The sequence below is a fragment of the Bradyrhizobium sp. USDA 241 genome (assembly GCF_049739505.1).
Classification (GTDB): domain Bacteria; phylum Pseudomonadota; class Alphaproteobacteria; order Rhizobiales; family Xanthobacteraceae; genus Bradyrhizobium; species Bradyrhizobium liaoningense.
Genome location: NZ_JBMGPZ010000005.1, coordinates 786,949 through 799,653, shown reverse-complemented (window position 1 = coordinate 799,653; position 12,705 = coordinate 786,949). Strand labels below are relative to the sequence as shown.

Sequence of the window (12,705 nt, the reverse complement as noted above, 5' to 3'; positions counted from 1 at the left end):
CCGCGCAATATGCGCGGCTTTTTTTGCTTCGCAAGCTGGAAGCTGCGGATGACGCGCTGGCGGGAATTGCCAAGGCGGGGCCCGATCTGCATAGTCCCGCCGCATCGATACCGTTTTTCGAAGAGGATGAGAGAACATGGCGGACGCAGACCTGGATGTCGTGATCCGGCAACTGGCCAGACAGCTGCATACGGGCCTGATGACCCGCGCCAAGGAGCGGCGGGATCGCTTCAACGGCCTTGCGGCCAAGGCCAAGGGCAAGGAGACCGGCGAGCGCTTCAAGATGATGGCCAAGGCCACCATGGAGCAGGCCACCGCCGCCGCCAAGCGCCTCCAGATGTCCGCCGACAACGTCGCCGACAGCTACGCGCGATCGATGCGCCTGGCCGCCAGCGCGCCGATTGCGGTGAAGGTGGAAAAGAAGGCGAAGGACAAGCCCGAAAAGAAGGCCAAGACGAAGAAGGCGAAGGCCAGGAAGGCGAAGTAGCCCACTTAACGCCGCGGCGCGGAGACCTCGGTCGGCTCGGCGCTGGCGAGCTCGGCGAGCTTGGCGCGCGCTGCCTCTCGCGCGGTGCCGTTCTTGCCGGCGGGCAGCGCCAGCGCGGCCTCGAAATCGGCGCGGGCATCGTCGGCCTGACCGCGGGCGAGGAACGCGAGGCCGCGATCGAGACGGGCCTGCGCATCGGAGGGGTCGAGGCGGACCGCGGTGTTGTAGCTCAGGATGGCCCGATCGAGATCGCCCATGGCGGCGAGCGCAAGACCGCGCTGGTGATAGGGTGCGGCGAGCTTGGGATCATGCGCGATCGCCTCGTCATAATCCGCAATGGCACGCTCGAGATCGCCGTTCAGCCGACGGGCCATCGCCCGGTCGCGATAGAGCGAGCCGCGGTTGGGATTGAGATGGATGGCCTCGTCGAAATCGGCGATCGCCCGCCTGAAATCGCCGTGACGCAGCGCGATCCGCCCGCGCCCCGCATAGGCGAAAGCGATCAGCGAGCCGCGAAGCGGCGAGAAGCCGATCACGGCCGAGCAGATGTCGGGATCGTCCTCGTCGCCGCAATTGACGACCATGTGCGTGGACAGGCCGACGAGCACGCAAAGAACGATCAGCAAGAGTACGGCAGCTCTGGTCATCTTCGACGGTGGCCGGAAGCGGGCCGGCCACGCATCCCCTTTCGAAGGAATGGTCACGTCGAGGTGTTAGCACCGGCCGGGACGACCCTATGTGCGCCAGGTCACAAAGCCGCAAATCCTCACCGGTTCCGTTAGCCCCAGGGACCGCGGGAAGGACCGCGGGAAGAACCACGCCACGAGGAGCGGCCCCAGGGACCGCGCGGCGGGTAGTTCTCGTTGGCCCCGACCGACGGCGCCGCCCGCCCGCCGAGCTCGGACGCGAGCTGTTGGAGGGCGGCGACACGGTTCTGGGTCGAGGGGTGGGTCGCGAACAGATTGTCCACACCATGTCCTGACAGCGGATTGATGATGAACATGTGCGCGGTCGCGGGATTCCGCTCGGCCTCGTAGTTCGGCACCTGATGCGCGGCGCCCTCGATCTTGACCAGCGCCGAGGCCAGCCACATCGGCTGTCCGACGATGCGCGCGCCGAGATTGTCGGCGGCGTATTCGCGTGTGCGGCTGATCGCCATCTGCACCAGCATGGCGCCGAGCGGAGCGAGGATCATCATCAGGATCGAGCCGACGATGCCCAGACCATTGTTGTTCTCGCGATTGCCGCCGAAGAACATGCCGAACTGGGCCACCATGGAGATCGCGCCCGCGATGGTCGCAGTGATGGTCATCAGAAGCGTGTCGTGATGCTTGATGTGGGCGAGCTCGTGCGCGATCACGCCGGCGAGCTCCTCGCGGCTGAGCTGGTTCATCAGGCCGGTGGTGACGGCAACTGCGGCGTTCTCCGGGTTGCGGCCGGTCGCGAACGCATTGGGCTGCACCTCGTCCATCACGAACACGCGCGGCATCGGCAGGCCGGCGCGCCCGGCAAGCTCGGCGACGAGGCCGACCAGCTCCGGTGCGGTCGAACGGTCGACCTCATGGGCGCCGTACATCGACAGCACCATGCGGTCGGAGTTCCAGTAGGTGAAGAGATTGGTCGCGGCGGCAATGACGAGCGCGATCATGGCGCCCGAGGCGCCGCCGATGAGATAGCCGACGCCCATGAACAGGGCGGTCAGGCCTGCGAGCAGCATTGCGGTACGAAAATAGTTCATGGCCGTCTCCTGGAGCGGCCGCGGGCAAGCCTTCGGCCGGCATCCACGAGGTATGAATGCCGCCGATGACCGCAAGGTTCGTGCGTCGCCGGGCCGCAGATCCATGGCATGCGGCCAGCCTTTCGGTCCCCGCTAAACCTTGACGGTTATTTGCGCAAAAACACACGTGGACACTTAGCAACCTGGAAAGCGCAGGATTGGCTTAATCCGCGGTTGCCGGGTACGTCGCACGGTTCTTGTGCATTGGCCGGTTCCGTTGGCATCTCGTCAGCAAGGTGACCGTCATGATGGACCGCTCACGCGCCGCCTCCGTCGACCCCACATCCACTCCCTCCCCTAACGAGAGCAAGACTGACGCGAAGGGCTTGCAGGAGGCGCTGCACGAGCAGCTGTTCGCCCATGACGAGCCCAGCCCCGTGCCGGACGGGCAGACGGCGCCGGAATCCGGACGTCGCTGGTCGTATCTGCGGCGCGGTGCCAAGATCGCCATTGGGCTCGCCATCGTCGCCGTGTTCGGCTGGCTGCCGCTGCGCGCGATCTGGGAGAATTCGAGCGTCGAGGCGGTGCTGAATTCCCGCCTCGTCACGTTGCGCACGCCCATCGGTGGGCGCGTCGCGGCCGCCCAGCGCGTCACCGACCAGACCGAGTTGGAGGCCGGAACCGTCGTCCTGCGCGTCGTCAACTCGCGCGGCGATCGCACCCTGCTCGACGATCTCCGGCGGCAGAAATCGCGCCTGGAGAACGAGCGGCCGAGTCTTGCCGCCAAGCTTGCCTCGGCGCAGGCCGCGCAAAAGGACCTGGCGCGGCAGGCCGCGCAATTCCGCGACGGACGCGTGCTCCAGCTCGGAGCCCGCATCGCCGAGATCCAGACCTCGATCGAGGCGGCGGCGGCGCGGCGCGAGGAGGCCAGCGCCGCCGTCGAACGCGCCGCGGCGCTGGCCAAAACCGGCAATGTCTCGACCGTCGAGCTGTCGCGGCTGACGCGCGAGCTCTCCGTGTCACAGCAGACCGAGCTCGGCGCGCGCAAGCGGCTGGATGCCGCCAGGGTCGAGCTCGCCGCGGCGCAGAACGGCTCGTTCCTCGGCGACAGCTATAACGACCGGCCGAGCTCGGTGCAGCGCGAAGAGGAGATGCGTCAGCGCGCCGGCGACCTCGAAGCCGATCTCGCCCGCACCGACACCGACATCGCCTGGCTTGCCAACGAGATCATCGTCGAGGAGGTCCGCTTCGCCGACCTGTCCGAAGCCAACATCACGACACCCGTCGCGGGGCGCGTCTGGGAGATGATGACCTCGCCCGGCGAGGACGTACAGGCCGGCCAGCCCCTGCTCAAGGTGCTCGATTGCAGCGGCGCCGTCATCACCGCCAACGTCACCGAGGCCGTCTACAACCGCCTGCAGCTCGGCGATCGCGCGACTTTCGAGCCGAATGACGGCGGCGAGCCGATCCTCGGCACCGTGGTCAATCTGACCGGCGCCGCCGGTGCACCCGCCAATCTCGCCATCAACCCGGATGCGCTGAGCAAGGAGCCCTATCGCGTGACCGTGGCATCGCGCGATGCCGCGACCCGCGCCTGCACCGTGGGACGCACCGGCCGTGTCGTATTCGCCCGGCGTGAGACAGCGCCGCGATGATGGCGCTGACGCCCGGCCTGATTGCGCTCGGCGCCTTCATGGCGATCGTGCCGCTGCTCAGGCGCGACAGCACGATGGCGCGCTCGTTCCTGACGATCGTGTCGGTGGCCCTGTTGCTGCGTTATCTCCATTGGCGTGTCACCTCGACGCTCCCGCCGCCGCATCTGACCCTCGATGCCATGGCCGGCTACCCATTCCTGCTGCTGGAAGCGGCCTCGCTCGTCGCGGTCGCGTTGTCGCTGCTGTTCCTGAGCCGGACGCGCGACCGCACCGGCGCAGCGAGGGTCGACGGCCGTGCCACCGATCCGCGTGCGCCGTTGATCGACGTCTTCATCTGCACCTACAACGAGGAACGGCCGATCCTCGAACGCACCATCATCGGCGCGACCGGCATGGCCTACGGCCACTACCGCGTCTGGGTACTGGACGATGGACGGCGGCCCTGGCTGCGGCGCCTTTCGGGCGAGCTCGGCTGCCATTATCTCACGCGGCACGACAACCTCCACGCCAAGGCCGGCAACATCAACCATGCACTCAGGCATGTCGGCGCGCTGCCGGAGCGGCCGGAATTCGTCGCCATTCTCGATGCGGACTTCGTGCCGCGGCCCGATTTCCTTGCGCGTACCATCTCGCTCATGGACGACGAGTCGGTTGGCGTAGTGCAGACGCCGCAGCACTTCATCAATCCAGATCCGATCCAGACCAACCTTGCCGCGACCGATGTCTGGCCCGACGAGCAGCGCTTCTTCTTCGACATCCTGCTGCCGGCCAAGGACGCCTGGGGCGTCGCGTTTTGCTGCGGCACCTCGTCCCTGATTCGCTATGCCGGGCTGATGCAAATCGGCGGATTTCCGACCGATTCGGTGACCGAAGACTACCTCGTCACGCTGCGCCTCAAGGAATACGGCCTCAACACGATCTATCTCAACGAGCGCCTGACGATCGGGCTCGCGCCGGAGGGGCTGAAGGAATACATCACCCAGCGCGCCCGCTGGTGCCTCGGCTTGATGCAGATCGTGCGCGGTCGTAGCGGGCCGCTGTCGCGGGACTCGAAGCTGGCTTTTATCGACCGGCTCTCGCTGACCGACGCCTTCATGAGCTGGTCGGCGGTGTACGCGTCGAAGGTGGCGGGCCTCGTCGTGCCCTGGTTGTTCCTGCTGTTCGGCATCAAGGCGGTTCAGGCCGACCTCACCGAGCTGTTGCGCTTCTTTCTGCCTTTCTATGTCTGGCATGGTCTCAGCATGGCCTGGCTGTCGCGCGGCCGCTCGCTCGCGATGATGACGGACGTCTCGCAGCTCATCGCGGCGCCTGCAGTGCTCAAGGCGGTGGCGGCCGGCCTGTTGAAGCCGACAGGACACAAGTTCAAGGTCACCGCGAAAGGCGGCGACCGCAACAGGCGATTCGTCGAATGGCCGCTGCTGCGGCTCTATGGCGGCGCGCTCGTCATCACGCTCGCAGCCATCGCCTATGCCTTCATCCTCCACCTGCGCGGCGAAAACATCGCCTATGGCGGACTGGCCCTGGCCTGGAGCCTCTACAACGCGGTCATCCTCACCGTGGTCTGCTTCGTCTGCATCGAGCAGCCGCGCAAGCGAAAGGCGGAGCGGTTCAGCCGCAATGAGACCGTCCTGCTGCGCCACGACGGCAGGTCGCATCTCGCGCGGCTCGGCGACATCTCCATCACGGGCGCTCGCCTGATCGATCCCGATCCGCCGGCGCCGGGCAGCACGATCGAATGCCGCATCTACGGCCGCCCGATCGCGGCCATCGTGGTACGGCGGACCGCGGACGGATTCGCCGTGCGGTTCGAGGAAGGCATGGATACGCGCGTGCACGCGATCAGGGCATTCTATGCCGGCGAGTATGTTCGCGCCTTTCGGGGAGTGAGGGCGCTGCCGGTCGGGAAAGCGCTGCTGATGCGGCTGTTCGGCTAGGCCGGCGCGACATCGCCCGCATTCCCTGCGCTGGCCGAGCATGGAAAGGATGGCCTGAGGCCGTCACTTCTCCTAAACTTCAGGCGAATCCACGCCTGTCCTTTCCCCGCCGGAACTCCCATGGTCCAGACCCGATTTCTGATCGCGGCAGTCACGCTTCTCGCGTGCACCGCCACCGCTTCCGCCCAGATGCTTCCACCTCCCGCCAGGCCCGCAGCGCCCAAGGCCCCCTCGCCGCGCGCGGCCTCATGCCACAATGGTGCGAGCTTCGATCGCTTCCTGGCGGACGTGAAGCAACAGGCTGTGGCTGCCGGCGTGTCGCAGCGCACGATCGCGGAGGCTTCGCCGTATCTCGTCTACGACCAGGGCATCGTCAACCGCGACCGTGGCCAGCGCGTGTTCGGCCAGCTCTTCACCGAATTCGCCGGCCGCATGGCGGCGCCCTATCGCATGCAGAACGGACAGCAGCACATCAAGCGATACGCCGCGGCCTTTGCACGCGCCGAAAAGGAATATGGCGTGCCGCCGGCCGTGATCGCCGCATTCTGGGGACTCGAGAGCGACTTCGGTGCCAACATGGGCAATCTGCCGACGCTGAAATCGCTGGTGTCGCTGGCCTATGACTGCCGCCGCTCCGAGATGTTCGTGGGCGAGACCATCGCCGCACTGAAGATCATCGACCGCGGCGATCTGCATCCCGACGAGATGATCGGCTCCTGGGCCGGCGAGCTCGGGCAGACGCAGTTCCTGCCCGTGCATTATGTCAACTACGCGGTCGACTATGACGGCGACGGACGGCGCGACCTGTTGCGGTCGCCGGCCGACGTGATCGGCTCGACCGCGAATTACATCGCCAATGGTTTGAAGTGGCGGCGCGGCGAGCCGTGGCTGGAGGAGATCAAGGTGCCGCCCAACCTGCCGTGGGAGAAGACCGATCTCACGGTGCGCGAGCCGCGCTCGACATGGGCGCAGCTGGGCGTCACCTATTCCGACGGACGGCCGCTGCCGAATGACAATCTTGCAGCGTCCGTGCTGCTGCCGATGGGCCGCTTTGGTCCGGCCTTCCTCGCCTATCCGAATTTCGCGGCCTACACTGAATGGAACAACTCGCTGATCTACTCGACCACCGCGGGCTATCTCGCCTCGCGCATCGCCGGCGCCGCGCCGATGCGCAAGCCCTCCTCGCCGGTCGCGCAGCTGCCGTTCAACGAGCTCAAGGAATTGCAGCAGCTGCTGGTGCGCGCCGGCTACAATGTTGGCAAGGTCGACGGCGTGCTCGGCCAGCAGAGCCGCACTGCCGTGAAGGCGATGCAGATCAAATACGGCCTGCCGGCCGATTCCTGGCCGACGGCGGAGCTGCTGGCGCGAATGCGCGGCGGCACGGCGCAGGCGCAGCCCCAGGCGACGATCCGCTAAACCCTCCTCCGTCATGCCCCGGCTCGACCGGGGCATCCAGTACGCCGCGGCCTATCGATTCAACCAAAACTGTCTCGGCGTACTGGATCGCCCGGTCAAGCCGGGCGATGACAGCGAGGATGACGCCGTAGAATTTTCGCATCGCACAAGCCGCGCTCTGCGATTGTATTTTTCCATGAGGCTCCCATGTGAGTGGCTCAGGTTTTCTCCTGAGATTTCCCACCATTGAAGCGAGCATCACATGTCCTTCTACGACGCCGTCGTCCCCGCCTATCTGCAGATGCTGAACAGCGTGACCGGGCTGCTCACCAAAGCCGAGGCGCATTGCGCGGTGAAAAAGATCGATCCCGGCGTCCTGCTCGACTCGCGCCTGTTTCCGGACATGTTGCCGTTGTCGAGGCAGGTCCAGCTCGTCAGCGATTTCGCCGCCAAGGGCTGCGCCCGGCTCACTCACAGCGAAGTGCCCACAACGCCCGACACCGAGACCAGCTTCGCGGAATTGAAGCAGCGGCTGGCGAAGACCATCGACTATGTGAAGTCGTTCAAGCCCGAGCAGTTCGAGGGCGCCGATGCCAGGGACGTCACCTTCCCGGCCGGCCCGGACAAATCCATCACCATGAAGGGACAGCAATTCCTGAGCTCGTTCTCGCTGCCGAACTTCTATTTCCACGCCGCGACCGCCCACGGCATCCTGCGCCACAACGGCGTCGAGATCGGCAAGCGCGATTTCATGGGCACGAACTGATTTTCCGGATCGCACGGCCGCGTAGCGGAATCCCGCTGCGGCGGCCGGAATTGCACATGATTTATGCTACGCGGGCGCTGCCGCGTAGCTCGCCTGCACTTTCCGTATGGCTCTTCCCTTGCGCCTGATGCCGCGATGCACAAGTGTTCGGGACCTCTCACCGCCTGGAAGCATTCCCAATGAGCCGTTCGACCAAATTGTTTGAGACCTACAAGCTCGGGCCGATCACGCTGGCCAATCGCCTGGTGATGGCGCCGCTGACGCGCAACCGTGCAGCGCCCGGCACATTCGTTCCGAGTCCGCTGGCGGCCGATTATTACGGCCAGCGCGCCTCCGCAGGGCTCCTGATCACCGAAGCGAGCCAGGTCTCGCAGCAGGGCCAGGGCTACCAGGACACGCCCGGCATCTACAGCAAGGACCAGGTCGCCGGCTGGCGCAAGGTCACGGACCGCGTGCATGAGCGCGGCGGCAAGATCTTCATCCAGCTCTGGCATGTCGGCCGCATCTCGCATGTCGACCTTCAGGCCAATGGCGCAGCCCCGGTCGCGCCGAGTGCGATCCGCGCCAAGGGCAAGACCTTCGTCAACGGCGGCTTCGCCGACGTCTCCGAGCCGCGCGCGCTCGAACTCTCCGAAATTCCCGGGATTATCGACGACTTCAAGCGTGCGACGAAGAACGCGCTGGAAGCCGGCTTCGACGGCGTCGAGATCCACGGCGCCAACGGCTATCTGCTCGACCAGTTCGCCAGGGACGGTGCCAACAAGCGCACTGACGCCTATGGCGGCTCGATCGAGAACCGCGCACGGCTGATGCTGGAAGTCGCCAAGGCCGTCGCCACCGAGGCCGGCAGCGATCGCACCGGCATCCGCATCTCGCCGGTCACGCCGGCCAACGACCTCTCCGACAGCAGCCCGCAGCCGCTGTTCGATCACATCGTCGACGGGCTCAACGCGCTCAAGCTGGTCTATCTCCACGTCGTCGAAGGCGCCACCGGCGGGCCGCGCGACATCGCGCCGTTCGACTATGCGTCCTTGCGCAAGCGCTTCTCCGGCGCCTACGTCGCCAACAACGGCTATGATTTCGAGCTTGCGACCAAGGTGCTGGACGCGAACGCGGCCGATCTCATCGCCTTCGGCAAGCCCTTTATCTCCAACCCCGACCTGGTCGAGCGGCTGAAGCGGGGCGCGGCACTGAACGACTGGGACAAGAACACGTTCTACGGCGGCGGCGCGAAGGGATACACGGACTATCCGACGCTGGCGGCCGAGCCGGCGGAGTGAGGGCCCATCCACCTGCGACGCTGTCATGCTCCGCGAAAGCGGGGCATCCAGTACGCCGCGGCCCCTCGATTCAATCACGACCGCCTCTGGAATACTGGATAGAGCTGGCCCCGCAAATTCGGACAGTAGCTTGAGTGGATTTTCTGCCTGACAGCGGCGAGGATTCTTGCTGCGAATCAGGAGCGAAGATGACGAAGAAGAGCCGCCGGACGCATTCTCCGGCATTCAAGGCGAAGGTTGCTTTGGCTGCGGTCAAAGGCGACAAGACACTGGCGGAGCTGGCGCAACTGTTTGATGTTCATCCGAACCAGATCACGATCTGGAAAAACCAGCTCCTGGAAGGCGCCGCCGGCGTGTTTGGGCATGACAAGACATCGGCCGAGACGCCGGTCGATTTGAAGGCGTTACATGCCAAGATCGGCGAGCTGGCGTTGGAAAACGATTTTTTGTCCGGCGCGCTCACCAAGGCGGGCCTGCTGAGCGCAAAGCGATGATCGACCGCGATCATGATCTTTCTATCGTGCGCCAGGCGAAGGTCCTGAAGCTGGCTCGCAGCACGGTCTACTATGAACCTCGGCCAGTTTCGGCCGAGGACCTTGCCTTGATGCGTCGGCTCGATGAGCTGCATCTCGATTATCCCTTCGCGGGAGCGCGTATGCTGCGATCGTTGCTGCGGCGGGAGGGCGTATACGCCGGTCGCCGCCACATCGCGACGCTGATGAAGCGCATGGGGATCGAGGCGGTCTATCGTCGCCCGAACACGAGCAAGCCGGCTCCGGGTCACAAGATCTACCCGTACCTGTTGCGCGGATTGAAGATCGAGCGGCCCGACCATGCGTGGGCAATGGACATCACCTACATTCCGATGCGGCGTGGCTTCGTCTATCTCGCGGCGGTCGTCGATGTGTTCAGCCGACGGGTCCTGGCCCATCGCGTCTCGATCACAATGGAGGCGGCCTTCTGCGTCGAAGCGGTCCAGGAGGCGTTGGCGAAGCACGGCAGGCCCGAGATTTTCAACACGGATCAGGGCAGCCAGTTCACCAGCCTCGAGTTCACCGATGTGCTGCTGGACGCGAAGATCGCCATCAGCATGGACGGCAAGGGCGCCTGGCGCGACAACGTGTTTGTCGAGCGGCTCTGGCGCACGGTCAAATACGAAGAAGTATATCTCCGCGCCTACGACAGCGTGTCCGAGGCGCGAGCGTCAATTGCCAAGTATCTGGCCTTCTACAATCAGGGACGCCCTCACTCGAGCCTTGACGGGCGCACGCCCGACGAGGCTTACTTCGGCACGCAAGCTATGGTGATGGCCGCATGACCGTCGCCGACGGTTTTGTCGTCGCTCTGGTCGGGCTACGCCCTCCCGACGCAACGACAAAACCGTAAAGCCCCGCGTTCAGCATAACCCGGCAGGAATCCACTTAAATCCAGCGGGGCGCTGTCCAAACAACCGGGGCCAGCTCTGATTGCCCGCCCCTGTGCGCAATTGCGCACTAGGTGGGCAATGACACCGAGTGTGTGGGACGCGTTTCCCACAAGCTCGTCACCATAAGCACAAAAGAAAAAGGCCGGGATCGCTCCCGGCCTTTCGTGTTTGTGACTCTCCAAGCGCCGCTTACTTCGCTTCCGCGCGCTTCGGCGGGCTCGCCGGCCACGACTTGATCAGCGTGTCGTAGTCGACCGTCTCACCCTTCGGCTTCTCGTTGGCGAGCTTGCGCTGGGGCGCGACGGTGCCGTCCTTTTCGGCCTTCGCGAACCAGTACTCCGGCTTCTCCTTCTTGTGGAGCTTCGGACCGCAGGCACCCTGCACGCCGGACTTCTCCAGACGCTCCATCACGGAGTCCTGAGCGGCCGCGAGGGCATCCATCGCCTGCTGCGGGGTCTTCGCACCGGACGAGGCATCGCCGATGTTCTGCCACCAGAGCTGTGCGAGCTTCGGATAGTCGGGCACGTTGTTGCCGGTCGGGGTCCACTGCACGCGCGCGGGCGAGCGGTAGAACTCGATCAGGCCGCCGAGCTTCGGCGCACGCTCGGTGAACGACTTGTCCCAGATGTCGGATTCACGGATGAAGGTGAGACCGACATGGCTCTTCTTCAAGCTCACCGACTTGGAGACGATGAACTGGAGATAGAGCCAGGCTGCCTTGCGGCGGTCCGGCGGGGTCGACTTCAGCAGCGTGAGCGAGCCGGCATCCTGGTAGCCGAGCTTCATGCCTTCCTTCCAGTACGAGCCATGCGGCGACGGAGCCATACGCCATTTCGGCGTACCGTCCGCGTTCATCACGGCGATGCCCGGCTTCACCATGTCGGCGGTGAAGGCGGTGTACCAGAACATCTGCTGGGCGATGTTGCCCTGCGCCGGCACGGGGCCGGACTCGGAGAAGGTCATGCCCTGGGCCTGCGGAGGCGCGTACTTCTTCATCCACTCGAGATATTTGGTGATCGAGTAGACCGCCGCCGGACCGTTGGTGTCGCCACCACGCTCGACGGAAGAGCCGACCGGACGGCAGCCCTCCATGCGGATGCCCCATTCGTCGACCGGCAGACCGTTCGGAATGCCCTTGTCGCCGTTGCCGGCCATCGACAGCCAGGCGTCGGTGAAGCGCCAGCCGAGCGAGGGGTCTTTCTTGCCATAGTCCATATGGCCGTAGACCTTGACGCCGTTGATCTCCTTGACGTCGTTGGTGAAGAACTCGGCGATGTCCTCATAGGCGGACCAGTTCACGGGCACGCCGAGCTCGTAGCCGTACTTGGCCTTGAACTTGGCCTTGAACTCGGGATTGGTGAACCAGTCGTAGCGGAACCAGTAGAGGTTGGCGAACTGCTGGTCGGGCAGCTGATAGAGCTTGCCGTCCGGCCCGGTGCCGAACGACTTGCCGATGAAGTCGTTGACGTCGAGCATGGGGTCGGTGACGTCCTTGCCCTCGCCGGTCATGTAGTCCGACAGCGCGATGGTCTGGCCGTAGCGGAAGTGGGTGCCGATCAGGTCGGAGTCGTTGATCCAGCCGTCATAGACGTTCTTGCCGGACTGCATCTGGGTCTGCAGCTTCTCCACGACGTCGCCTTCCTGGATGAGGTCGTGCTTGAGCTTGATGCCGGTGAGTTCGGAGAACGCTTTCGCCAGCGTCTGCGCTTCGTATTCGTGGGTGGTAATGGTCTCGGAGACGACGTTGATCTCCATGCCCTTGAAGGGCTCGGCGGCCTTGGCGAACCACTCCAGCTCCTTCTTCTGGTCTTCCTTCGACAGCGTCGAGGGCTGGAATTCCGCGATCCATTTCTGGATCACGGCCTCATCGGCGGCGCGGACCGGCGCCGAGACCGCAAGCGACACCGCCACGATCGCGGCGGCGCTGGACATGGTCAAAAAGCTACTCTTGGTCAATGGACCTTTCCTTCTCCTAAACTGTCGCATGTTGTTCCTCCGTTGCAGCGACAAACTTTTATACAGGCCCGGGTTGGTCCCGGATCTGG

Annotated in this window: 10 protein-coding genes; 7 read left to right on the top strand and 3 right to left on the bottom strand. The window is 64.9% G+C overall.

Going from position 1 to position 12,705, the window contains the following annotated elements; genetic code table 11:
- Positions 1 to 136 precede the first annotated feature (136 nt).
- The gene (locus ABIF91_RS25640; RefSeq protein ID WP_028180210.1) at positions 137 to 487 is read left to right on the top strand and encodes a hypothetical protein; all 351 of its coding nucleotides are present in this window, start codon (positions 137 to 139) and stop codon (positions 485 to 487) included.
- A 5-nt stretch (positions 488 to 492) separates the two neighbouring features.
- Here the strand turns inward: ABIF91_RS25640 and ABIF91_RS25635 are convergent, their stop codons facing one another.
- Together ABIF91_RS25635 and htpX are read right to left on the bottom strand one after the other, a co-directional pair.
- A complete protein-coding gene (locus ABIF91_RS25635; RefSeq protein WP_028180209.1) occupies positions 493 to 1,134 on the bottom strand; it encodes a tetratricopeptide repeat protein in 642 nt (213 codons plus the stop codon).
- 131 nt (positions 1,135 to 1,265) lie between these two features.
- Complete coding sequence (htpX, locus tag ABIF91_RS25630) at positions 1,266 to 2,225, bottom strand: zinc metalloprotease HtpX (RefSeq protein ID WP_028180208.1); 960 nt, start codon at positions 2,223 to 2,225, stop codon at positions 1,266 to 1,268.
- 284 nt (positions 2,226 to 2,509) lie between these two features.
- On the opposite strand from htpX, the gene ABIF91_RS25625 reads away from it, so the two are divergent.
- From ABIF91_RS25625 to ABIF91_RS25600, 6 genes are all read left to right on the top strand, one after another.
- Complete coding sequence (locus ABIF91_RS25625) at positions 2,510 to 3,859, top strand: HlyD family efflux transporter periplasmic adaptor subunit (RefSeq protein WP_035676468.1); 1,350 nt, start codon at positions 2,510 to 2,512, stop codon at positions 3,857 to 3,859.
- Positions 3,856 to 5,793, top strand: coding sequence for a glycosyltransferase (locus ABIF91_RS25620; protein ID WP_028180206.1), 1,938 nt, complete (start codon positions 3,856 to 3,858; stop codon positions 5,791 to 5,793). The genes ABIF91_RS25625 and ABIF91_RS25620 overlap by 4 nt, the downstream gene beginning before the upstream one ends.
- A gap of 120 nt (positions 5,794 to 5,913) precedes the next feature.
- The gene (locus ABIF91_RS25615) at positions 5,914 to 7,209 is read left to right on the top strand and encodes a lytic murein transglycosylase (RefSeq protein ID WP_028180205.1); all 1,296 of its coding nucleotides are present in this window, start codon (positions 5,914 to 5,916) and stop codon (positions 7,207 to 7,209) included.
- Positions 7,210 to 7,450: 241 nt separating this feature from the next.
- Positions 7,451 to 7,954, top strand: coding sequence for a DUF1993 domain-containing protein (locus ABIF91_RS25610; RefSeq protein ID WP_028180204.1), 504 nt, complete (start codon positions 7,451 to 7,453; stop codon positions 7,952 to 7,954).
- A 179-nt stretch (positions 7,955 to 8,133) separates the two neighbouring features.
- On the top strand, positions 8,134 to 9,234 hold the full coding sequence (locus ABIF91_RS25605) for an alkene reductase (RefSeq protein ID WP_028180203.1): 1,101 nt from the start codon (positions 8,134 to 8,136) through the stop codon (positions 9,232 to 9,234).
- A gap of 188 nt (positions 9,235 to 9,422) precedes the next feature.
- Positions 9,423 to 10,552 (top strand): IS3-like element ISRj2 family transposase gene (locus ABIF91_RS25600; protein ID WP_129557670.1). Its coding sequence is split into 2 segments (ribosomal slippage): positions 9,423 to 9,675 and positions 9,675 to 10,552, totalling 1,131 coding nucleotides; the frame shifts between segments, so codons are not numbered across the junction.
- A 297-nt stretch (positions 10,553 to 10,849) separates the two neighbouring features.
- Here the strand turns inward: ABIF91_RS25600 and ABIF91_RS25595 are convergent.
- Positions 10,850 to 12,592, bottom strand: a complete 1,743-nt coding sequence (locus tag ABIF91_RS25595; RefSeq protein ID WP_035676802.1) for an ABC transporter substrate-binding protein — start codon at positions 12,590 to 12,592, stop codon at positions 10,850 to 10,852.
- Positions 12,593 to 12,705: the final 113 nt, after the last annotated feature.

Excerpts from the sequence above, each read along its gene's own strand:
- ABIF91_RS25640 (WP_028180210.1), top strand. The coding sequence starts at position 137 with ATGGCGGACGCAGACCTGGATGTCGTGATCCGGCAACTGGCCAGACAG.
- ABIF91_RS25635 (WP_028180209.1), bottom strand. The coding sequence starts at position 1,134 with ATGACCAGAGCTGCCGTACTCTTGCTGATCGTTCTTTGCGTGCTCGTC.
- htpX (WP_028180208.1), bottom strand. The coding sequence starts at position 2,225 with ATGAACTATTTTCGTACCGCAATGCTGCTCGCAGGCCTGACCGCCCTG.
- ABIF91_RS25625 (WP_035676468.1), top strand. The coding sequence starts at position 2,510 with ATGATGGACCGCTCACGCGCCGCCTCCGTCGACCCCACATCCACTCCC.
- ABIF91_RS25620 (WP_028180206.1), top strand. The coding sequence starts at position 3,856 with ATGATGGCGCTGACGCCCGGCCTGATTGCGCTCGGCGCCTTCATGGCG.
- ABIF91_RS25615 (WP_028180205.1), top strand. The coding sequence starts at position 5,914 with ATGGTCCAGACCCGATTTCTGATCGCGGCAGTCACGCTTCTCGCGTGC.
- ABIF91_RS25610 (WP_028180204.1), top strand. The coding sequence starts at position 7,451 with ATGTCCTTCTACGACGCCGTCGTCCCCGCCTATCTGCAGATGCTGAAC.
- ABIF91_RS25605 (WP_028180203.1), top strand. The coding sequence starts at position 8,134 with ATGAGCCGTTCGACCAAATTGTTTGAGACCTACAAGCTCGGGCCGATC.
- ABIF91_RS25595 (WP_035676802.1), bottom strand. The coding sequence starts at position 12,592 with ATGTCCAGCGCCGCCGCGATCGTGGCGGTGTCGCTTGCGGTCTCGGCG.